The following is a 21,614-nucleotide window of genomic DNA, read 5'->3' on the forward strand; positions in this document are numbered from 1 at the left end:
CGGGACCGCCCGGGACCTCGGAGGATTGATGACGACCGCCGCTCTGTCCAAAGTTGAGGAAGTTTCCGGTCTGCCCGACATGAAGGTGTCGGTGCGGCAGGTGTTCGGGATCGACAGCGATCTCGAAGTCCCCGCCTATTCCGAAGTCGATCCTCATGTGCCCGAAGTCGATTCCGATTACCGCTTCGACCGCGCCACCACGCTCGCCATTCTCGCCGGCTTCGCCCGCAACCGCCGCGTGATGGTGACCGGCTATCACGGCACCGGCAAATCCACCCATATCGAGCAGGTCGCGGCCCGCCTGAACTGGCCCTGCGTGCGCGTCAACCTCGACAGCCACATCAGCCGTATCGACCTCGTCGGCAAGGATTCCATCGTGGTCCGCGACGGCAAGCAGGTCACCGAATTCCGCGACGGCATCTTGCCCTGGGCGCTGCAGAACAACGTCGCGCTGGTGTTCGACGAATACGACGCCGGTCGCCCCGACGTGATGTTCGTGATCCAGCGCGTGCTGGAAGTCTCCGGCCGCCTGACCCTGCTCGACCAGAACAAGGTGATCAAGCCTCACCCGGCGTTCCGGCTGTTCGCCACGGCGAACACGGTCGGCCTCGGCGACACGTCGGGCCTCTATCACGGCACCCAGCAGATCAACCAGGGCCAGATGGACCGCTGGTCGATCGTCACCACGCTGAACTATCTCAGCCATGACGAGGAGGTGGAGATCGTGCTGGCCAAGGCCAAGCACTATCGCACCACCGAGGGCCGCGACATCGTCAACAAGATGGTGCGCCTCGCCGATCTCACCCGCAACGCCTTCGCCAACGGCGACCTGTCGACGGTGATGAGCCCGCGCACGGTGATCACCTGGGCGGAGAACGCCGACATCTTCGGCGATATCGGCTTTGCGTTCCGCGTCACCTTCCTCAACAAATGCGACGAGCTCGAGCGTCCCCTGGTCGCCGAGTTCTACCAGCGCTGCTTCAACGCCGAGCTGCCGGAATCGGCGGTCAACGTGGCGCTGAGCTGATTTCTCCCGGGGTGTCGTCCCGGCTCTCACCGGGACGACGGATCAAGGTGACATGACCACCTCCAACTCCAAATTCCGCAATACCAAGGAAGCGCCGACCGAGCCGTTCAAGCGCTCGGTCGCCTCCTGCCTGAAGGCGATCGCCAAGTCGCCGGAGCTCGACGTCTCCTTCGCCGCCGAGCGGCCCGGCCTTGCGCCGGGCAAGGCGCGGCTGCCGGAGCCGGCGCGCAAGATGACCAAGCGCGATGCCGCGATCGTGCGCGGCCATGCCGATTCCATCGCGCTCAAGATCGCCTGTCACGACGCCAAGCTGCATCGCAAGCTGATGCCGGGCAATCCGCAGGCGCGCGGCGTGTTCGAGGCGGTGGAGCAGGCCAGGGTCGAGGCGATCGGCGCGCGCCGCATGGCGGGCGTTGCGAAGAACCTCACCGCGATGCTCGACGACCATTTCCATCGCGGCAAGTTCGACGAGATCACCGACCGCGCCGACGCGCCCCTGGCCGACGCGCTGGCGATGCTGGTGCGCGAGCGCCTCACCGGCATGGCGCCGCCGACCGCCGCGAAGAAGATGGTCGATCTCTGGCGTCCGATTCTCGAAGACAAGATCGGCAAGCGGCTGGACCGGCTCGATACGCTGGTCGAGGACCAGACCCGGTTCGGCGATGCCGTGCACGACCTCTTGACCGCGCTCGAGCTTGGCGACGAGCGGAGCGCCGACAGCGAGGACGACGAGGACAACGACGAGAACCAGGACGGCGACAACGACCAGTCCGGCGCCGAAGGCTCGCCGGATTCCGACGCCGCCCAGGAGATGAGCGCCGACCAGGCGCAGGCGACGTCCGAGGAGATGAGCGAGAGCGCGATGGAGAGCGCGCAGGCCTCGACCTCCGACACGTTCGACGACGGCGAGCTCGGCGACGACGAGACGCCGGGCGAGGCGACGCGTCCGAACTCGCACGGCAAGAACGAGCCGCGAGGGCCGGAATATCACGCCTTCGCGCCGAAATTCGACGAGATCATCGCCGCCGAGGACCTCTGCGACCATGACGAGCTGGAGCGCCTGCGCGCCTATCTCGACAAGCAGCTCGCGCATCTGCAAGGCATCGTCGCCCGCCTCGCCAACCGCCTGCAACGCCGCCTGATGGCGCAGCAGAACCGCGCCTGGGAGTTCGATCTCGAAGAGGGCATTTTGGACCCCGCGCGTCTGTCGCGCGTCGTCACCGATCCCTATCACCCGCTGTCCTTCATGCACGAGAAGGAGGCGACGTTCCGCGACACCGTGGTGACGCTGCTGCTCGACAATTCCGGCTCGATGCGCGGACGGCCCATCACGGTCGCCGCCACCTGCGCCGACATTCTCGCGCGCACGCTGGAGCGTTGCGGCGTCAAGGTCGAGATCCTGGGCTTCACCACGCGCGCCTGGAAGGGCGGGCAATCGCGCGAGGCGTGGCTTGCCGCCGGCAAGCCGGCCAATCCCGGCCGCCTCAACGATCTCCGCCACATCATCTACAAATCGGCGGACGCGCCGTGGCGCCGTGCGCGAAAGAATCTCGGGCTGATGATGCGCGAGGGTCTCCTGAAGGAGAACATCGACGGCGAGGCGCTGGACTGGGCGCACAAGCGACTCTTGGGCCGGCCCGAGCAGCGCAAGATCCTGATGATGATCTCGGACGGCGCGCCGGTCGACGATTCCACGCTGTCGGTCAATCCCGGCAACTATCTCGAGCGGCACCTGCGCCACATCATCGAAGAGATCGAGACCCGTTCGCCGGTCGAGCTGATCGCGATCGGCATCGGCCATGACGTGACGCGCTATTATCGTCGCGCGGTGACGATCGTGGACGCCGAAGAACTCGGCGGCGCCATCACCGAAAAGCTCGCCGAGCTCTTCAGCGAGACCAACACCGCACCCACGCAAGCGGCCGGTCGCCCGCGACGTAAATTGCATTCGTGAGCACGCACACATCCCGCCGCAGCTTTCTCAGGTACGCAGCGGCGGGATTTTCCACTCTCGCAGCCTCTCGCTCGGCGCAGGCGCAAGCCGTCGCCGAGCCGCCGCCGCGCGCGCTTCAGATCGAGAACGCCGTCACGGCGCCCGTCAGCATCGAGGTCAACGCGCGCGCCATACCCAATTTCGAGCCGCGTGACCGCACGCGCTCGCGGTTCGGCTCGCTGGACTATCGCAGCGGTCTGGTGCTGACCTCGCCATTTCGCGGCTTCGGCGGATTGTCCGGCATCCGGCTGGATGCCAGGGGCGAGCGCTTCCTCGCGGTCTCCGACCAGGGCGGCTGGTTCACCGGCCGCATCCGTTATTCCGGCCGCAACATGGCCGGCCTCGACGACGTCGAGGCTGCGCCGCTGCTGGGCGCGGAGGGGCGGCCGATCACGGAAAAGCGCCTGTGGTGGGATTCGGAAGCGATCACGCGCGACGGCAATGTCGTCTATGTCGGGCTCGAGCGCGTCAACCAGATCCTGCGCTATGATTTTTCCAAAGGCGGCACGGCTGCGCGCGGCGAGGTGATGCCGGTGCCGGCAGGCGTGCGCAAGCTGCCCTCCAACAAGGGGCTGGAGGCGCTGGTCGTCGTGCCCAAGGGCAAAGACCAGAACATGCCGCTCGCGGGCACCTTGATCGCCTTCTCCGAGCGCGGGCTGGACGCCGACGGCAATCTCACGGCGTTCCTGATCGGCGGGCCCACGCCCGGCCAGTTCAGCGTGCGCCGCATCGAGAAATACGACATCAGCGATGCGGTGCTGCTGCCCTCCGGCGAGCTCTTGATCCTCGAGCGCAAATTCTCCTGGTTCACCGGCGTCAACATCCGCATCCGCTCGATCCCGCTGAAGTCGATCACGCCGGGCGCGCTGGCCGACGGCCCCGTGCTGTTCCTCGCCGATCTCGGCCACGAGATCGACAACATGGAAGGCATCGACGCCCACGTCACGCCGGACGGCGAGACCGTGCTGACGCTGATCTCCGACGACAATTTCTCGATGCTGCAGCGGACCCTGCTGCTTCAGTTCACGCTGGCGGAGTAGGGCGCGCTGTAGCCCCAATCTACGTCGTCGTCCCTGCGAACGCAGGGACCCATACCGCGTGATCCATCGTTGCGGATGGCAGAAGTACCGAACGTCCAGTCTTCGCCAAACTCCTTCCTGTGGTTATGGGTCCCTGCGTGCGCAGGGACGACAGCTGATGTGACGCGCGATCCCCTGCCCATCCGGCGCGCAATGCATCCCACCGCTATCCCCCATTCCCGTGGCGCGCCTAGCAATCCGCGCATCCCTCACTACACTTCCGTCATTGCCCCTCTCATCCCCCCGGAACTCCCCGCATGTCCGTCCTGTTTTCCCCGATCAAGCTGCGCGGCCTGACGCTGTCGAACCGCCTCGTGGTGTCGCCGATGTGCCAGTATTCGGCCGACGACGGCGTCGCCACCGACTGGCACTTCACCCACATCAACAATCTCAGCCTGTCGGGCGCGGCGATGTTCTGCATCGAGGCGACCCATGTCGAGGCGATCGGCCGCATCACGCCGGGCTGTCTCGGGCTCTACAGCGATGCGTGCGAGGCGGCGCTGAAGCCGATCCTCAATTCGGTGCGCCGCTATTCCTCCACCGCGATCGCGATGCAGCTTGCCCATGCCGGCCGCAAGGCTTCGAGCGCGCGGCCCTGGGACGGCGGCCAGCTGATTCCGGTCGAGCAGGGCGGCTGGCAGACGGTCGGCCCGTCGGCGGTGCCGCACAAGGAGGGCGAGGCCGCCCCGCTCGCGCTCGATGCCGCGGGCCTGAAGCGCATCCGCGAGGCCTTCGTCGACGGCGCCAGGCGCGCCGCGCGGCTCGGCATCGACGCGATCGAGGTCCACGGCGCGCACGGCTATCTCCTGCATCAATTCCTGTCGCCGATCTCCAACAAGCGCACCGACGAATATGGCGGCAGCCTCGAGAACCGCATGCGCTTCCCGCTCGAAGTGTTCGATGCCGTGCGCGCGGCTTTCCCGGATGACAGGCCCGTGGGCATGCGGGTGTCGTCGACCGACTGGGTCGAGGGCGGCTGGGATCTGGCGCAGACCATCGAATTCGCCAGGGCGCTCAAGGCGCGCGGCGTCGACTGGATCGACGCCTCCTCCGGCGGCGTCTCGCCGCTGCAGAAGATCCCGCTCGGCCCCGGCTATCAGGTGCAGTTCGCAGACGCGATCCGCCGCGAGACCAGCCTGCCCACCATCGCCGTCGGCCTCATCACCGAAGGCAAGCAGGCCGAGGAGATCGTCGCATCCGGCAAGGCCGACATGGTCGCGCTCGCCCGCGGCATGCTCTACGACCCGCGCTGGGCCTGGCACGCCGCCGCCGAGCTCGGCGGCGAGGTTGAGGCCCCGCCGCAATATTGGCGCTCGCAGCCGTCCACGCAAAAGGCGCTGTTCGGAAAAACGACGTTCGGCGCGAGGTGAGGGCGCCGCGTCGCGCGCACTGCGCGTATAGCGCGATGCGAGCGCCGCAAACTCCGTCATTGCGAGGAGCCCTTGCGACGCAGCAATCCAGAGTCCCTCCGCCGGGACATCCCTGGATTGCTTCGCTGCGCTCGCAATGACGGTTTTGGCAGGTGTGCCCCATAGCCACCACTTCCCCCCTCCCGCCTCCGTAAACCTCCCCAGCTTCCACCCTGCGCAAAACTGGCCTAACCTCCGTCTCCCCAATTCCTCACGAGGCCCGCCATGCGTTTTGGTGCTCGCAAAACCGCTCACATCTTCGAGCGCGTCGGCCTTGCGATGGCGGGCGCCGCGTGCGGGCTGTTCGTCGGCGCTTATGTGGGATCGGCGATCCCGCAACTCACCACGCAGGGCTTCCTGCTGCTGATGATGCTGCTCGGCTTCGTCGGCTTCTATCTCGGCATCGACACGCCGCAATTGCCGTTCGACGATGCGCACAGCCAGATCGACGCCGCCGAATTGATGAGCTCCGCCGGCACGCTCTGCGCCACGCTCACCGCCTTCCTCTCCGTCCTCGTCATCGTGCTCCGGCTCGATCCGCATGTGGGCTGGACCTGGCTCGTCTTCTTCCTCTGGATCGCCGGCGTCACCATGCAGATCGTCGCCGGCGCGAAGGCCAGGATGCGGAAGTAGGGACTGCGAGTGGTCCGGGAGATATCGCCGCGAGCACAGTGCGTTCCCTCCCCCCTTGCGGGGGAGGGCTAGGGAGAGGGGTAGCCACACGGCGTGCTCTATCGAACGAGGCGAGACTTTGTTGTCGCTTCTCGCTCATGACGAGCACCATTTGCTGGGCCACCCCTCTCCCCAACCCTCCCCCGCAAGGGGGGAGGGAGCCGGGTGGCGTGCGTGGCGCCACCTTTGCCGAGCAGCGAGAAAATCGCTCTCTCAGAACACCACGCCCACCCGCGTGCCGCGCTTCCACGCGATGCGGCAGCGCTTCTTGGTGTTGACGTGCAGCAGCTCGAAACGATCGGGAATGCTCACCTGGCCGCCGAGATCGACGCAGGCCCCGCCGGGCGAATAGTCGATCAGCGTGCAGTTGATGGCCGGGGCGCGCGCATCGGTGATGATCTTGGCCTGGCGGGACACCAGCCCCGCCGGTTTCACGCGGGCATATTTGCGCGGATACATTGGCACTCTCCTCCAATGCCGCAGGGACCGCGGCGGATGATCTGTCCCAATCATGGGCAGCAGATCATGCGATCCGGCTAAAGCGCGCCGAAGAATTTTAATGAAAAGTAGCGGCGAACAAGAAAAGCGGCGGTAGCATGCCACCCTCCCCTGGAGGGGGAGGGTCGATTCACAGCGAGCGTAGCGAGATGTGAAGCGGGGTGGGGTGATCTCTCGGCACGGGCAGTGCGGCGGCGGAGAGACCGTCACCCCACCCCGTCTCACATTTCGCTGCGCTCAATGCGAGCCGACCCTCCCCCTCCAGGGGAGGGTAAGAGAGAGCGCGCTTCACCATCACCCCGTCACGATCTCCTCCGCCGCCAGCTCCACCCTAGGCGCCACCGGCATCGGCACCGTCACATACTCCTTCGGCATGTTCACCGGCCGGTAATCCGGCTCCACCGCCATCCGCTTCAACACGCTCTCATGCACATGCGCGCCTTCGGGAATGACGCGCGGCTCGCAATCGGGGATGTAGAAGCCGAAAAACACCTTCCGCTCCGGCCACTCCTTGTACTTCGCGCTCTTCGGCAAATACTCCAGCAGCCGCCAGCCCGCCGTCATCGAATCGTGCAGCACGCCCGTCTTGCCGGTGTAGGCCGGCTCGACATATTGAAACGGCGAGTTCTTGCGCTGGATGCCCCAGGCGAGCTGCTTGATGGTCGCCGGGTTGAAGTTCAGCCCCGCCTTCTCGGCCTCCGCGATCATCCAGATCAGCGGATATTTGGAGTCCCCGCTCTCGGCTTCCGGATAGCCGCCGCCGACGTCGCTGTGCACGCCGGCGAACCACACCTGCAAAATGTCCTGCGGCACCTTCTTTTCATCGGGCACATAGCGGTTGCTCCAGAACTCCTGCGGCTGTTCGTACTTCTTGAGGCGGAACATGCAGCGCCGCTCGTCGATCGCGATCGCCTGCCGGAAGATCCTGACGCTCGGGTTGCGCAGCGTGAAGGCGAGCTCCTCCAGGCTCGGCCAGAACAGCCGGTCGGCGCGCGGCACGATCACGCTCGCCACCGTGTCCCACACGCCGATGAAATGGATGGTCGGCCAGCGCGTCGAGGTGATGCGCGCGAACTGCGCGGCGAGGTCGAACGCATCCTTCGGCAGCGGCCCCTGCTCGTCGAAAGCGACGTTCGCCGAGTCCTCGATGTCGTTGCCGCGCCCGGTGCCGGAATATTGCTTGTAGGCGACGAGGCCCGAGCCTGCGAGGTTCGCCTGCTCCGGCCTGATCAGCCCGATCTTGTGGATCAGCCCCGCCAGCACGCGCACCGTATAGGCCCCGCGCGAAAAGCCGAACAGATAGATCTTGTCGCCCGGCGCGTAATGCTCGACCAGGAAGCAATAGGCCGAGAGCACGTTGTCATCGAGCCCGTAGCCGGTGGCGAGCCCCAGCACCAGATTGATATTGGCCTTGAGGCGATGCCACGTCGTCGGCTCCGTCACCGTGCCGACCCCGGGATCGTAAAACACCATCTGCCGCGGCTGCGTCCTGTCGGTCTTGCGCAGGCAGCGATACAGCTTCAGGACGTTGGAGATGTTCTCCGAAATCTCGTTGCCGGTGCCGTCACAGCAGATGACGAGGTTTTTGGGGGCGGGGTGAGGGTCGGTGTTGGGGGCGTGGTCCATGGGATGCGCCTCGGGGTGATGCTACCGGGGCGAGTATAGCGAAAAACGGGGAAAACGGTATCTATCCTGTTGCATCAGCAGAGGACCCGTAATCAATCGAAGGCGTTGAAAACGGTCGGCGTAGCGTTGCGCGAACATCCAGCAAGGCAGTTGTAGCACAAGCTTCGACGTGCCAGACAGGCGATGGAAGTGCACATGATTCTCTCGGCTATTAAGAAGAGCTCTCTTGCTTCGCCCGCTGACGATGGCGATGAGCTCGTTTGCTGGTCACGGATGCAGTCTGAGGCGGGTCAATCACTAGCGCAAATTATCGAACGAAAAGAGCACGAGCGGCTCGCAGGAAAAGGCTTGTTCTTTTGGGGGGTAGGTAATGCCCCGTCCGCATCGATAAATTCGCTTGCGCGAATGCTTACCCCGGTTTCTGTCATCTTTTCGATAATGAAGGGGAAGCCGAAGCAGATCGACGCTAGTCCCAGCCGTACGTTGGTGTGGCGAAGATATATTGATCTGTTTGGCATAGAACGTGATCTCCCGGAGCATGTCTTGGTCACCAGTAGAGGTGCAACCAAATCGGCTTCCAAAAAGCGTCATTACGCTCTCATGTGCCATCGGGAGATGCCTCTGGAAATCCAGCGTGGTTGCTCTTTTGATGCATCTGCCTACCGCAACGTTAGCAGTGCGGGCGGGCCAGTCGGCTCTTCTCAAGTAACCGCTCTTCTGCGTCGTGTCTCTGCACAATCGTCTAGCTCAGATTACGAGATCAACCTAACGGCTCAATTGACTGGAAGTTATTGGGTCCGCTTGTCGTGCCCGACACTATTGACTGATGATAAGTTGAGGCTGTTAGCTGGCGAGAAGCCGGCCGAGAATTGGAGTTCGCTCGTAGCCAAATTGCGTAGTGGATCGGATCATGATCCATCAGATAGTATTCAACAACGCTTCTTTTGAGATTAGGTCGGCTTTACACACTGGTTCACGCCAAAGGGACGGATGAGCTTGGACGACGACTCATCAAAGCTGTTCCAGGATTTGCAAAAGGCCGGCTTCAGTCGCGCCGCACTCAACGCAGCGTGGCCTGCATGGTGGAGTGATGAACTTGCATCAAGTCCATCCGGACGTGCCGAACTTCGCTTCGCCTTAGCACGCCGGCTCGGTTTGTCGCCGAAGCCGCTCCTTGGCGAACGAGTTGAATTTGTCTGGAAGGATAGTGCACGGTTTAAGCATTTGACGACACAAGGCGCTGCGCAACAGGACATCCTGAGTTCATTCGGTGTATCCGTTGGCCGACTTCTGCTTACCGCAACGGCAGGGGCGCCAGCAAATCTGGCAAGTTTCGCGGCAATTCAGATACGCAATTCGATACTGAATTCCGCTGACTATGTTGATCTTCAACACTTGATCGCGACATGTTGGGCTCTGGGGGTTCCCGTGGTTCAGCTGCGTGTATTTCCCCTGACCAAGAAGTCAATGCATGCGATGGTCGTCCAATTCAATGGACGTCACGCCATCCTTTTGGGACGTGACGCGAGCTATCCAGCTCCGGTTGCGTTTACGTTAGCTCATGAGATGGGGCACATCGCCTCAAAGCACATTGAGGGTGCTTCGGCGATTGTGGACGTCGAGGATCCGGCGTTAGCTTCTGATCGCGATGCGGAGGAGATCGAAGCCGATGAGTTCGCGCTCACTCTTCTGACTGGTTCGTCAGATCCTTTAATTACAACGCAGTTTGAAAGTTACAACGCGCCAACGCTTGCTGACGCCGTTTTGAAGGCTGGCCCAAGGTACCGCGTCGAACCGGGTACCTTGGCCTTGTGCCTGGCATACCGTCAGAAGAATTGGGCGGTGGCGATGTCGGCGCTGCAGTTTGTTTACTCGAGTCGCAAGCCGGTTTGGAGGGAAGTCAACGAAGTTGCGCGCCGCTATATAGATTGGGATGCGCTTGACGCAGATGGTGCGGGCTATCTTCGTAATTTACTGAATCTCGAAGATGACTGACGGCATTTATGTTGACAGCGACGTCGTTCTGAAGATGTGTGCCTACGCGGCTGCAAAAGAGCTCGTGCAGGTCGCTTCAGTCAACGCGATGTCGCCGGCAATTCTTCGTTTTGCCAAGTTCGCATTGCGCTCTCGGATCGATCGTGCCCGAAATATCAAAGATAAGGTTGCTGTGAAGGAGGCCGTAGAGGTTGCCTTTGGCAGCATCCAGGAGTTGGAGCCAACGAAAGAAGAAATCGAGAGAGCGGCTGACTATGAAGAACGAGCAACTGCGGCCGGATTGTCATTTGATGTCGGTGAAAGTCAGCTTATCTCGGTGATGCAAAGCCGGCAGGCGGTTGGCCTTCTAACCGGAGACAAGCGGGCCGTTAAGGCAATATCAGTTCTGTTGTCAGATGAGATTGTCGAGCGAGTGGCTTGCTTGGAGCAGGTTGTCGCAACGATCGTCTCTCAATTTGGAGTCGACAAAATTCGGGGGCACGTTTGTGCTGAGCGGGGATGCGACAAAGCCATTACAGCCTGCTTCTCGTGCTCGTCGACGGGCTTGTCGGCGGATGAGGCTTTGATCGGTCTGCGCAGCTAGCCGTGCAGCTTGGGTTGCATTCGCGAGACATAAAAGCCGCGCTCTCCCGCAAATCGTTGGACATTGCCTAGGACCTGTTTGGGCCAAGCTAGCTCATCATCGTCGGCGATAACAATCATGCCATCCCCGGTCCCTTTGATGGCTTCTATTCCTCGTTCGACAAATACATTTACGCTTTCGCCTTGGTTCGAGGCTCCCCAGGGCGGGTTTGTGTAGAAGCAGTCGTACTTATTCGCGTCGGGAAAAGAATCGAAGCAATTGTAGAGCTCGGCTTCGAGGTGCTCGACTCGTTCTCGGTCAGCAAATCGCTTCACCGCTTGCACTGTTCGCTCGTCGAAATCGAAGACGGTGATCTTGGATGGACCAAAATCGAATACGTTGCGGGCGCGCATGTAAGCAACGCACACGCTTATCGCATCGCCGTCACCGATAAAAGCGAGCCGCTTGCCATCCGCCCAGTCGGCGACGATCTCGGTTTGCAAGACCATATCGCCTACCTTCATGTGTATCTGATCAAATTCTCTCAGCGGCTTGGGGCGATTCTGTACAACGTCAGATACGGCGTTGACTGCTTCCCGGAGATCAACACGGTCGCGCATATCTCAGCTCTTCTCAAGAATAGTTGGGTCTACAAAAGTCGCTTGGTAAGCCGCTGAACCAAGTCATCTTGATTGGCGGTTGAATCAAAAAAATAGACGGGCCTGCCAGCAGCGATGCCGTAACTTGTCGCGATCGACGCCTGCAGGTAGGTGTGCATCCGCGGTCTTCCTCCCGTCACCACCCGCCTCAATCCTGTCGATCGTTGTTTGCGGGTCTGCATACAAGACCCAAATTTCATCGGGCGATTGCTTTTAACTGTGGGATCGAAAATGCGGTGCAGCGAAATCCATAATCCTCTCTGGTTAGCGGGTGGGCTGTCGATGATCACGTGCTTTTGGTGTCTGTTTCGATCGACGAAATCGATAAGCAACTTGTCGACCGCGATAACGTCCTCGGGACGTATAAGCCCTGCGGAAGACTATCGCAGGGAAGTGTGGGTTAAAGGATCAAGTCGGGTTACACTAACGCGGTCTATCAACCGTTGGCTGTACTCCCAAAGTTCAATATCTGATCGACCGTCGAGCAATCGATTGACGGTGGTTGATTTTCCCGAAGCTGGGGCCCCCGTTACGTAGACGACTTTAGTTTTCATCCGGCGGTTTCCTCCGGGTCGTTGACCGGCGAGTGGCGACTTAGAGTGAGGTTAGGCCCGGACCCCCAAAAACAAAAACGGCCGGATCTTCCGATCCGGCCGTTACTCAAACTCTACTCGGCTAAGCCTACGCCACGCGACGCAACCTAGCCCCCGCCCTGACGGTAAATCTCTTAGCTGGCCTTCTTCGCCGGCGCGGCGGTCGGGCCGACCTTCTTCTGGATGGCGCGCTTCAGCTCGAGGGCGCGCGGCGACAGGACGTCGGCCTTGGCCTTGAGCAGATAGGCATCGAGGCCGCCATTGTGGTCGACGCTCTTCACCGCGTTGGTGGAGACGCGCAGGCGCACGTTGCGCTCGAGGGCTTCCGAGATGAACGTCACGTTGACGAGGTTCGGCAGGAAGCGGCGCTTGGTCTTGATGTTGGAGTGGCTGACCTTGTGGCCGACGAGGGGGCCCTTGGCCGTCAGTTCGCAGCGGCGAGACATGGCATCAATCCTTATCCTAAAACCCCCAACGATTTGCGGCCGCCATTCTGGGCGCCACGGGGGCGAATTCTCTGTCCTTGCAGGGAGCGGGCGGACGTATAGGGGGGAAGGGGCGGGACGTCAAGGCGACGGGCCATTTTTGGCCCGTCGTCCCGGGGCGCGCGCGAGCGCGAACCCGGGATCTCAGGCGGCAAATCAGGTGCCATCGCCGCCTTGTGCGCACTTGCGCACTGGGGCGGGCGATCCAGTACGCCGCGGCGGCGCGGCTGACCAGAGGGGCCGCGGCGTACCGGAAGCCCCGGTTTCGCCGGGGCATGGCGGCGGAGCGCGGGGAAAGGTGTCAGGGTCCGCCGCCCCCTCCCGATCACCAAAACGGCAATGTTTGTCGCGCCTTACCATCACATAAAGGGCGTATTCGCCGCCGAAGAGTCCGGTGGAGTTCCGCGCCTCGACATACCCGGACACATTGTTTGCCGCGATTTTTGGCTTAAGTAACTGCGCATCGCGGCCCCGATTGGATTGTTTCGTGCTCATCACGCCCCCTCTTGCGCACAATTTGCGCTCGGTCCGTCCGCGCTCTGCCGGCAGGCTGACGGCGCTTTGCGGCGTGATCCTTCCCCTGGCGCTGGCGTGGGGCGCGGCGCCGGCCGCGGCGCAGGGCAAGCTCGAGGCGCAATATGAGGCCTCGCTGTCCGGCATTCCCGTCGGCAAGGGCGGCTGGAACATCGATATCCAGGACGACGTGTTTGCGGCGGCCGCCGCCGGCGGCACCTCGGGCCTGCTGAAATCGTTCACGGGCGGGTCCGGCACCGGCGCCTCGCAGGGCCGCGTCGTCAATGGCGCGCTGGTCGCGACCGGCTACCAGGCCTCGACCACGACGCAGAAGAAGACCGAAGAGATCCGCATCACGCTCGACAAGGGCAATGTGAAGGATTTCGCGATCCTGCCGGAGCCGCCGGTCGATCCTGACCGCATCGTCGTCACCGATGCGCATCGCCGCGGTGTCTGGGACCCCATGACGGCCTCGCTCTTGCGCGTGCCCGGCACCGGCGATCCCGTTTCGCCGGAGGCCTGCCACAGCTCGGCGCCCGTGTTCGACGGCCGTATGCGCTACGATCTCAAGCTCGATTTCAAGCGCATGGAGACGGTGAAGGCGGAGAAGGGCTACAAGGGCCCGGTCGTGGTCTGCTCGCTCTATTTCGTCCCTGTCGCGGGCTACATCCCCGACCGCCCCGTGATCAAATACCTCGCCGCCCAGCGCAACATCGAGATCGCCTTCGCGCCGATCGCCGGCACCCGCATCCTGGTTCCGTTCTGGCTGAAAGTGCCGACGCCGCTGGGACCTGCGATGCTGGAAGCGACCAGCTTCATCACCACAGCCCAGCCGCCCCGCGTGGCGAAGACGCAGTAAGGGCGGCGCAGCGGCAGCGCGTCCTCCCTCCGCCGTCATTCCGGGGCGCGCCGCAGGCGCGAACCCGGAATCCATCCTGCGACCGTCTCCGCCGCCCAATGGATTCCGGGCTCGCGCCAAGAGGCGCGCCCCGGAATGATGGAAGAGATTTGGCCCAATAAAGATTCAATCATTTCAAATACATGCCTACTGTGCATGGGGTTGTTTTCGCAAAAATGAGTCCGGGCAGGCCCAGGCCCGGGGAATCCATTTGACTCCTCCCCGATTCTGATTCGACTCCGCGCCGTCCCCAACTTAACGCTTTGCGCCATCGAAACGCCGCTTGTACGGCAGCCCGAAACTCCATCTAGTTGCCGCCAACAAGACTCCCGCGACATGTTGCGTGAACGGAACGGGACTCAATCTGGAGTCAGCGATTCGGCCGCGATTCGTTCTAGAGTCGTTCCGAAGCTTAAGACCAACGGGAAAAGCGTCGCAAAGTGAGACAGTTGCGCGGGATTTGGGGAGCCGGCGTCTACACATCCGGTGTCATCGCCCGGCTGGACCGGGCGATCCAGTACGCCGAGACGGTTGTGGTTGAGCGGACAGGCCGCAGCGTACTGGATGCCCCGGTCAAGCCGGGGCATGACAGCGGAGTGCGGAGCGGCAGCTCTGTGTTTGGAGACATCGCCGACGCCCAGTCGCCGCTCCGCCCCAGACAGCACTGACATTCGCCCAAATCGCCATTACCTAATCCCCCAGATGCCCTTTTCCTCCTCCCCCTTCGCTCCCGAGCGCGCCGCTTCCGATCGTGTGCCTGGCGCCGGCGTCACTGCGGTGCTCGGGCCGACCAACACCGGCAAGACCCATCTCGCCATCGAGCGGATGCTCGCGCATCCCTCGGGCATGATCGGTCTGCCGCTGCGGCTGCTCGCGCGCGAGGTCTACAACAAGATCGCGGCACGGGTCGGAGCTGAGGCGGTCGCGCTCGTCACCGGCGAGGAGAAGATCAAGCCGAAGAGCCCGCGCTATTGGGTCTCGACCGTCGAGGCGATGCCGCGCGACCTCGATCTCTCCTTCCTCGCCGTCGACGAGGTCCAGATCGCATCCGATCTCGAACGCGGCCACGTCTTCACCGACCGCATCCTCAACCGCCGCGGCCGCGACGAGACGCTGCTCTTGGGCGCCGCCACGATGCGCCCGATCATCGAACGTCTGCTGCCTGGCGTCTCCATGATCACGCGGCCGCGCCTGTCGCAGCTGGAATTCGCGGGCGATCGCAAGATCACGCGCCAGCCGCGCCGCACCGCCATCGTCGCGTTCTCGGCCGATGAAGTCTACGCCATCGCCGAGCTGATCCGCCGCCAGCATGGCGGCGCCGCCGTGGTGCTGGGCTCGCTGAGCCCACGCACCCGCAACGCGCAGGTGGCGATGTTCCAGAACGGCGATGTCGATTATCTCGTCGCCACCGACGCCGTCGGCATGGGCCTCAATCTCGACGTCGACCACGTCGCCTTCGCCTCCGACCGCAAGTTCGACGGCTACCAGTTCCGCCGCCTGACGCCGTCGGAATTCGCGCAGATCGCGGGGCGCGCCGGCCGTGCCACGCGCAACGGCACCTTCGGCACCACGGGCCGCTGCGCGCCGTTCGAGCCCGAGCTCGTCAACGCGCTGCAGAACCACACCTTCGATCCCGTGAAGATGCTGCAATGGCGCAACGCCAGGCTGGATTTCTCCTCGCTCGGCGCGCTGCAGGTCTCGCTCAACCTCGCCCCCGGCCACGAGGCGCTGACACGCGCCCCGATCGCAGAAGACATGCGCGTGCTCGACCACGCCGCCCGCGACGTCGAGGTGCGCGATATCGCGCATGGCAAGGCGGCGGTGGAGCGCCTCTGGGAGGCCTGCCAGGTCCCCGACTACCGAAAACTGTCGCCGGCGGCCCATGCCGAGCTGGTGACGACGCTCTACGGCTTCCTGATGCGGAAGGATTGCATCCCTGATGCCTGGTTCGCCGCCCAGATCACCCAGGCAGACCGCATCGACGGCGATATCGACACGTTGTCGGCCCGGATCGCGCAGATCCGCACCTGGACCTTCGTCGCCAACCGCCCGGACTGGCTGAAAGACCCCGAACGCTGGCAGGGGATCGCGCGGGAGGTCGAAAATAAATTATCGGATGCGCTCCATGAACGCTTGACTGAGCGTTTCGTTGATCGCCGTACCAGTGTATTGATGCGCCGCCTGCGGGAGAACACGAGCTTGAATACTGAAATCGGCAAGACCGGCGAAGTCATCGTCGAAGGCCATGTCATCGGCCGTCTCGATGGCTTCACCTTTGCACCGGATGCTGCGGAAGCGGGCTCCGATGCGAAAGCCTTGCAGGCTGCAGCGCAAGCGGTGCTCGCCGGCGAGATCAACACGCGTGCCGAACGGCTCGGCAACGCGCCGGACGATCAGTTCGTGCTGACCTCGGAAGGCATCATCCGCTGGACCGGCGATGCCGTGGCGCGGCTGTCTGCCGCAGAGGACGCGCTGCATCCGCGCATCCGCATCATCTCGGACGAGCGCCTGACCGGCGCTCCCCGCGACAAGGTGCAGGCGCGGCTCGAACTGTGGCTCAAGACCCATATCGAGAAGCTGCTCGGGCCGATGTTCGAGCTGTCGAAGGCCGAGGATGTCACCGGCATCGCCCGCGGCATCGCCTATCAGCTGGTCGAGGCGCTCGGCGTGCTGGAGCGTCCGAAGATCGCGAACGAGCTGAAGGATCTCGATCAGCCCTCGCGCGCGGTCTTGCGCAAATATGGCGTCCGTTTCGGCGCCTATCACATCTATTTTCCCGGCCTGCTCAAGCCCGCCGCGCGCGCGCTGGCCGCGCTGCTGTGGGCGCTGAAGCAGGATAATGTCGATCTGTCCTCGCTGTCGGGCGCGCAGCATCTGGCATCCTCGGGTCGCACCTCGTTCCCGGTCGACAAGCAACTGCCGCGCGATGCATATCGCGTGCTCGGCTACAAGCAGGCCGGCGAGCGCGCCGTCCGCGTCGACATCCTGGAGCGCCTTGCCGATCTGATCCGCCCGGCGCTGGCCTGGCGGGAGAATTCGTCCGGCGAAAAGCCGGCCGGCGCCTTCGATGGCCGCAGCTTCGTGGTGACGCAGGCGATGACCTCGCTCACCGGCTCTGCAGGCGAGGATTTCGCGTCGGTGCTGCGTGCGCTCGGCTATCGCATGGAGAAGCGTCCGCCGCTGCCGCAGAAGCCTGTCGTCGCCGAGCAGGTCGTGACTGAAACGGTCGCGGCGGAGACGCCGCCCACCGAGGGCAGCGCGGAGACCACGACCGAGACCGCTGCGGAGGCCGTCGCCGGCCTGCCCGAGGAGGCATCCACCGAAGCCGCCGCGGAAGCCGTCACGGTCGAAGACGCTCCCGGCATGGACCGGCAGGACGAGGCCGCGCCCGCAGAGCCCGCGCTGGAAGCCTCTTCCGGGGCTCCCGTCACGCCCGAAGATGCTCCCGGCATCGCGCCGCCGGCCGAAGAGCCGGCAACCGCCCCGGAGGCCGCCGAGCTCGAAGCTGCTGCCGCCGAGACCGTGGCCATTGAAGCTGCCGCATCGCCCGACGCTGCCGCGCCTGAAGCCGCGGCGACGCCCGCAGAGCCCGAACTGGTCGAGGTCTGGCGTCCCGGCGGCCGTCACGAGGATCGCAAGCCGCGCCACGAGCGTCATCGCCATCAGCGTCACCACCATCAGCGCCCGCAGGCGGGCGCCGAGGCTGGAGCGGCACCCGGTGCGGCGAGCGCCGCGCCCGGCGAAGCGGCCGAAGGCGCGAAGCCGGGTCACCGTCACGGTGGTGGTCATCGCAGGGATGGTGGCAGAGACTTCCGCAAGCCGCGCGAAGGTGGTGGCGAAGGCGCGCCGCGTCCCGAGGGGCGCGACGACAAGAACCGCCGCTTCGAGGGCAAGGATCGCGACAACAAGGGCCGTGATCGCGACAACAAAGGCAAGTTCGGCGGAGATCGCGACAAGGGCCGTGACGGCCGAGGCCGCGACCGTGACAAGGGCCGCGACCGCCAGGGCGGTCCGTCGCTGCGCCCCTACGCTTCGAGCGCGAACCCGCGCGAGCGCGATCGTCCGGCCGATCCGAACTCGCCCTTCGCAAAACTCGCCGCGCTGAAAGAGCAATTGTCCGGTCGGAAGGAGTGATCCCACGACCGAGCGCCAGCGCCTCGACAAATGGCTGTGGCACGCGCGGGTGGTGAAGGCGCGCACCTCGGCCGCTGAGCTCGTCGAAAAAGGTCACGTCCGCATCAACGGCGCGCGCGAGACCTCTCCAGGACATGCGGTCAAGATCGGCGACGTGCTCACCATCGCGCTCGATCGCACCGTGCGCGTCTTGAAAGTGACGGGCTTCAACGAACGCCGCGGCGATGCTGCCTCGGCGCGGGTGCTCTACGAGGAGCTCGGCGCGCGCAATTAATTGCGCATTCAATTCATTTCTTGGCCGATCAAGCGCACACAAGTGTCATGATCGCGCTTTCACGACCTTGCGGCGCCGGGCCATCCGCGCTACGCAAGCCGCGACTTTTAAAAGAGCTTTTCGGAGCGTTGGATGACTTACGTCGTCACTGAAAACTGCATCAAGTGCAAGTACACCGATTGCGTCGAGGTCTGCCCGGTCGACTGCTTCTACGAAGGCGACAACATGCTCGTCATCCATCCTGACGAGTGCATCGATTGCGGCGTGTGCGAGCCGGAATGCCCCGCCGACGCCATCAAGCCGGACACGGAACCGGGCCTGGAAAAGTGGCTGTCGGTCAATGCCGACTACGCCAAGAGCTGGCCGAACATCACCCAGAAGAAAGAATCACCCGCCGACGCCAAGGAATTCGACGGCATGGACGGCAAGTTCGAGAAATATTTTTCTCCGAACCCCGGCTCCGGCGACTAATTCGGTCCCAAACTTAACCCTAATAGCGGCGGCGCCGCGAAAACCAGCCCTGAAGACCCCTAAATCATTGATTTTTGCGGGAAATGTGCTATATTGGGCACATTAAGCCGAACCCCGTCAGCCCCGTTGGCCCCTCTGGGTTCCCGTGAAACCAAATGTCGAACAGGGGCGTGGCAGTTTCCGCGCGCAGGCTGTGTCACAGAAAACGCGTAAAAAGAGTACTTCAGCGAGGGCTTCCCATAAGGAGGCCAAGAAAGTCGCCGCGGCCAGCCGTAGCGCATCCAAGGGTCGGACCGCGACGAAGGCGCCGGCTGCAAAGTCCTCGAAGAACAAAAGAAGCGCAATGCCTAACAAGACTGCCAAACCGGCCGCGAAAGCGACCGCCGCTAAGCCTGCTGCCAAGCCTGTGACTGCCAAGGCTCCGGCGGCCAAGGCTCCCGCTGCCAAGCCCGCCGCGCCGAAGGCTTCCGTTGCTGCTGCTCCTGTCAAGGCTCCCGTCGCTGCCGCCAAGCCGGCCGCGAAGCCCGCTGCTGCGCCGAAGGTCGAGGAAAAGAAGGTCGTGACCCAGCGTCAGGGCTTCAAAGCCAACGAATTCGTGGTCTATCCCGCTCATGGCGTCGGCCAGATCCTGGCCATCGAGGAGCAGGAGATCGCCGGTGCGAAGCTCGAGCTGTTCGTCATCAACTTCATCAAGGACAAGATGACGCTGCGCGTGCCGACCGCCAAGGTCGCCAATGTCGGCATGCGCAAGCTGTCCGATCCGGTGCTGGTGAAGAAGGCGCTGGAGACCCTCAAGGGCCGCGCCCGCGTCAAGCGCACCATGTGGTCGCGCCGCGCCCAGGAATACGAAGCGAAGATCAATTCGGGCGATATCGTCGCGATCGCGGAAGTCGTGCGCGACCTCTATCGCTCGGAGTCGCAGCCGGAGCAGTCCTACAGCGAACGGCAGCTCTATGAAGCGGCGCTCGACCGCCTCTCCCGCGAGATCGCGGTGGTGCAGCACTCGACCGAGACCGAAGCGGTCAAGGAAATCGAGTCCCAGCTCGCCAAGAGCCCGCGCCGCAACGCCAAGGCGGAAGCCGCCGAGGGCGAAGCCGACACGGATGCCGAGGGCGATGCCGACGACACCGATGGCGACGACACCACCGTCGCCGACGAGGCCGCGTAAGCGGCTTCGTTCTGCGCAAGCCATCAAGAGCCCGGCCGTTCGGCCGGGCTTTTTGTTGGGCTCGTAACAGCGGCGTCGAGCGCGATCGGCATGCTACGAGCCGCGGACCTGAGTCCATATTCCGATCGGACGCTGGATTCCGCGGACGGCCTGTGGCTCGCGCGCCATCAGCGGCTGAAATGCTTCGGCTGCGCTGCCAAGCTCGTCCTTTGCGCGGCTGATGAGATCGTCGCTTGCCACCAGCGCGCAGTCGAGCGTGCGGGTCAACGCCTCGAGACGGCTTGCAGCGTTGACTGTGGCACCGATCACGGCAAATTCCAGACAGGTCTGCCCGATATCGCCGAGCACCACCGGCCCATAATGCAAGCCGAAACTCACACGCAGCGGTGGCTCCCCCACGGCCGTTCGTTGTCCGTTCCAACCGTCCGCCGCGGCGATCATGGCCTGGGCACACCGCAGCGCGTTGCTGGCATCGTGCGCGCCGGTAAAGGGGGTGCCGAACGTCGCCATCAACCCGTCACCGAGATATTTGTCGAGCGTGCCGCTGTGGCGGAAAACCTCCTGCTCCATCAGTCCGTGGAATTCCCGCAACGTCCGCACCACCTCCTGCGGCGAACGCGCATCGGCAAAGGCTGTGAAGCCGACGATGTCGACGAATAGCACCGCAGCGTGTTGCGTGCGCACCTGCTTCAGCGGCTCGTCCTGCTTCGACAATTCCGCGACGACATTGGGCGAGAAGTAGCGTGCCAGATTGCCGCGTTCGCGCTCTACCGCGGCATGTCGGACCAGCAGGTCATTGCTGCGGCGGACCGCCAGCGCCAACGTGACGGCCACGATCATGAATACGACGATTTCCTGGATGCGAAGGTGGAATCCGATCGCATTGGGCGAGATCATTGCCAACAAGCGGTGATCGTCGCCGACTGCGGCCGCGATGCGGGCCGTCAGCGCAGGATCGCGATCGGGCTGCCACCACACCCAGGCCATGCCGACCAGCCAGAGTGCGGCGGTCCACGTTCCGACCGCAATCACGGTCCGCCAGGAATAGGCCAGTGTGGCACCTGCGAGCAGTACGAAGAAATAGATGAAGTTGCCGAAATGGTACTGCATCGCGACCGGCCAGTGCGTAGTCCCGAATGGATTTGGGACCACGATGAGGAGGGTGAGCAACGCCAAATCGCAGAACAGGAGCGCCAATTCGGACCGTGAGACGCCCACCCGCCCAACCCTGACCTGGGCCCAGCCGATCAGTGCGAACAGGCCGAGCAGCGCCACGTAGTAGAGCTGCTCCCACGCAGGATTGATCGCCAGCAGCAGGCAACCGATGACGGCGAGGGCGAAATAGCGCGCCCGCACTGCGAGTTGCAGACCCTCATGCTTGGCGGAAGTCAGCGCGGCCTCTGCGAACTCAACTGTTTCGCTGCGCTGGCTGCGCGCGGGCGAAAGCGCGGCAGGTAGGTCGAACCGCTCGACGAGCATTGTCACGGGAGACTCCTCGCTGGGACCCTTGCAGCAAAGCGACGGCCATCAGCCGCAGCAATCGGCAGTCTAGTGGTGC

General features: G+C 63.6%; 18 protein-coding genes and 1 pseudogene. 13 read left to right on the forward strand and 6 right to left on the reverse strand.

Annotated elements, in window-relative coordinates; genetic code table 11:
* Positions 1–28 precede the first annotated feature (28 nt).
* The 5 genes from cobS (at position 29) to ACFDR6_RS14060 (ending at position 6,141) form a co-directional block, all read left to right on the forward strand.
* Positions 29–1,027, forward strand: a complete 999-nt coding sequence (cobS, locus tag ACFDR6_RS14040; RefSeq protein ID WP_212079562.1) for a cobaltochelatase subunit CobS — start codon at positions 29–31, stop codon at positions 1,025–1,027.
* Positions 1,028–1,079: 52 nt separating this feature from the next.
* Positions 1,080–2,981 (forward strand): cobaltochelatase subunit CobT, encoded by a 1,902-nt coding sequence (gene cobT, locus ACFDR6_RS14045; RefSeq protein WP_317242045.1) that lies wholly within the window; start codon positions 1,080–1,082, stop codon positions 2,979–2,981.
* Positions 2,978–4,060, forward strand: a complete 1,083-nt coding sequence (locus ACFDR6_RS14050) for an esterase-like activity of phytase family protein (protein ID WP_375858644.1) — start codon at positions 2,978–2,980, stop codon at positions 4,058–4,060. Before cobT ends, ACFDR6_RS14050 begins: the two co-directional genes overlap by 4 nt.
* Before the next feature lie 296 nt (positions 4,061–4,356).
* Positions 4,357–5,469 (forward strand): NADH:flavin oxidoreductase/NADH oxidase, encoded by a 1,113-nt coding sequence (locus tag ACFDR6_RS14055; protein WP_375858645.1) that lies wholly within the window; start codon positions 4,357–4,359, stop codon positions 5,467–5,469.
* A 264-nt stretch (positions 5,470–5,733) separates the two neighbouring features.
* Positions 5,734–6,141, forward strand: a complete 408-nt coding sequence (locus ACFDR6_RS14060) for a hypothetical protein (RefSeq protein ID WP_375858646.1) — start codon at positions 5,734–5,736, stop codon at positions 6,139–6,141.
* 252 nt (positions 6,142–6,393) lie between these two features.
* Here ACFDR6_RS14060 and ACFDR6_RS14065 read toward each other — a convergent pair whose 3' ends face one another.
* Positions 6,394–6,639 carry a PilZ domain-containing protein gene (locus ACFDR6_RS14065; RefSeq protein WP_212079567.1) on the reverse strand — a complete coding sequence of 82 codons (246 nt, stop codon included), beginning with the start codon at positions 6,637–6,639 and terminating at the stop codon, positions 6,394–6,396.
* 333 nt (positions 6,640–6,972) lie between these two features.
* Positions 6,973–8,304: a T6SS phospholipase effector Tle1-like catalytic domain-containing protein gene (locus ACFDR6_RS14070; protein ID WP_375858647.1), complete on the reverse strand. Its 1,332-nt coding sequence runs from the start codon at positions 8,302–8,304 to the stop codon at positions 6,973–6,975.
* A gap of 195 nt (positions 8,305–8,499) precedes the next feature.
* Between ACFDR6_RS14070 and ACFDR6_RS14075 the strand changes: the two genes are divergently transcribed.
* The 3 genes from ACFDR6_RS14075 to ACFDR6_RS14085 are packed head-to-tail and all read left to right on the forward strand — an operon-like array spanning position 8,500 to position 10,882.
* Complete coding sequence (locus ACFDR6_RS14075; protein WP_375858648.1) at positions 8,500–9,252, forward strand: hypothetical protein; 753 nt, start codon at positions 8,500–8,502, stop codon at positions 9,250–9,252.
* A gap of 48 nt (positions 9,253–9,300) precedes the next feature.
* On the forward strand, positions 9,301–10,299 hold the full coding sequence (locus ACFDR6_RS14080; protein ID WP_375858649.1) for an ImmA/IrrE family metallo-endopeptidase: 999 nt from the start codon (positions 9,301–9,303) through the stop codon (positions 10,297–10,299).
* Positions 10,292–10,882: a hypothetical protein gene (locus ACFDR6_RS14085; protein ID WP_375858650.1), complete on the forward strand. Its 591-nt coding sequence runs from the start codon at positions 10,292–10,294 to the stop codon at positions 10,880–10,882. Before ACFDR6_RS14080 ends, ACFDR6_RS14085 begins: the two co-directional genes overlap by 8 nt.
* Here ACFDR6_RS14085 and ACFDR6_RS14090 read toward each other — a convergent pair.
* The 3 genes from ACFDR6_RS14090 to rpmB form a co-directional block, all read right to left on the reverse strand.
* Positions 10,879–11,481, reverse strand: a complete 603-nt coding sequence (locus ACFDR6_RS14090; RefSeq protein WP_375858651.1) for a bis-aminopropyl spermidine synthase family protein — start codon at positions 11,479–11,481, stop codon at positions 10,879–10,881. The two genes, ACFDR6_RS14085 and ACFDR6_RS14090, sit on opposite strands and share 4 nt — an antisense overlap.
* A 29-nt stretch (positions 11,482–11,510) precedes the next feature.
* Positions 11,511–11,810 (reverse strand): hypothetical protein, encoded by a 300-nt coding sequence (locus ACFDR6_RS14095; protein WP_375858652.1) that lies wholly within the window; start codon positions 11,808–11,810, stop codon positions 11,511–11,513.
* Between the two features lie 437 nt (positions 11,811–12,247).
* Positions 12,248–12,559 (reverse strand): 50S ribosomal protein L28, encoded by a 312-nt coding sequence (gene rpmB, locus ACFDR6_RS14100; protein WP_212079575.1) that lies wholly within the window; start codon positions 12,557–12,559, stop codon positions 12,248–12,250.
* A gap of 607 nt (positions 12,560–13,166) precedes the next feature.
* Here rpmB and ACFDR6_RS14105 point away from each other — a divergent pair.
* From ACFDR6_RS14105 to ACFDR6_RS14125, 5 genes and pseudogenes are all read left to right on the forward strand, one after another.
* A complete protein-coding gene (locus ACFDR6_RS14105) occupies positions 13,167–13,970 on the forward strand; it encodes a DUF3108 domain-containing protein (protein WP_375859115.1) in 804 nt (267 codons plus the stop codon).
* Positions 13,971–14,711: 741 nt separating this feature from the next.
* Positions 14,712–18,143: a helicase-related protein gene (locus tag ACFDR6_RS14110; RefSeq protein ID WP_375858653.1), complete on the forward strand. Its 3,432-nt coding sequence runs from the start codon at positions 14,712–14,714 to the stop codon at positions 18,141–18,143.
* Between the two features lie 10 nt (positions 18,144–18,153).
* A pseudogene (locus ACFDR6_RS14115) lies at positions 18,154–18,417 on the forward strand (RNA-binding S4 domain-containing protein); the annotation flags it as partial.
* Positions 18,418–18,549: 132 nt separating this feature from the next.
* Positions 18,550–18,888, forward strand: coding sequence for a ferredoxin FdxA (gene fdxA / locus ACFDR6_RS14120; protein WP_212079577.1), 339 nt, complete (start codon positions 18,550–18,552; stop codon positions 18,886–18,888).
* 343 nt (positions 18,889–19,231) lie between these two features.
* Positions 19,232–20,056 (forward strand): CarD family transcriptional regulator, encoded by an 825-nt coding sequence (locus tag ACFDR6_RS14125; protein ID WP_212079578.1) that lies wholly within the window; start codon positions 19,232–19,234, stop codon positions 20,054–20,056.
* 93 nt (positions 20,057–20,149) lie between these two features.
* On the opposite strand, the gene ACFDR6_RS14130 is transcribed toward ACFDR6_RS14125, so the two are convergent.
* Complete coding sequence (locus tag ACFDR6_RS14130) at positions 20,150–21,535, reverse strand: adenylate/guanylate cyclase domain-containing protein (protein ID WP_375859116.1); 1,386 nt, start codon at positions 21,533–21,535, stop codon at positions 20,150–20,152.
* Positions 21,536–21,614: the final 79 nt, after the last annotated feature.

The organism is Bradyrhizobium tunisiense (assembly GCF_042263385.1).
Taxonomy (GTDB): domain Bacteria; phylum Pseudomonadota; class Alphaproteobacteria; order Rhizobiales; family Xanthobacteraceae; genus Bradyrhizobium; species Bradyrhizobium tunisiense.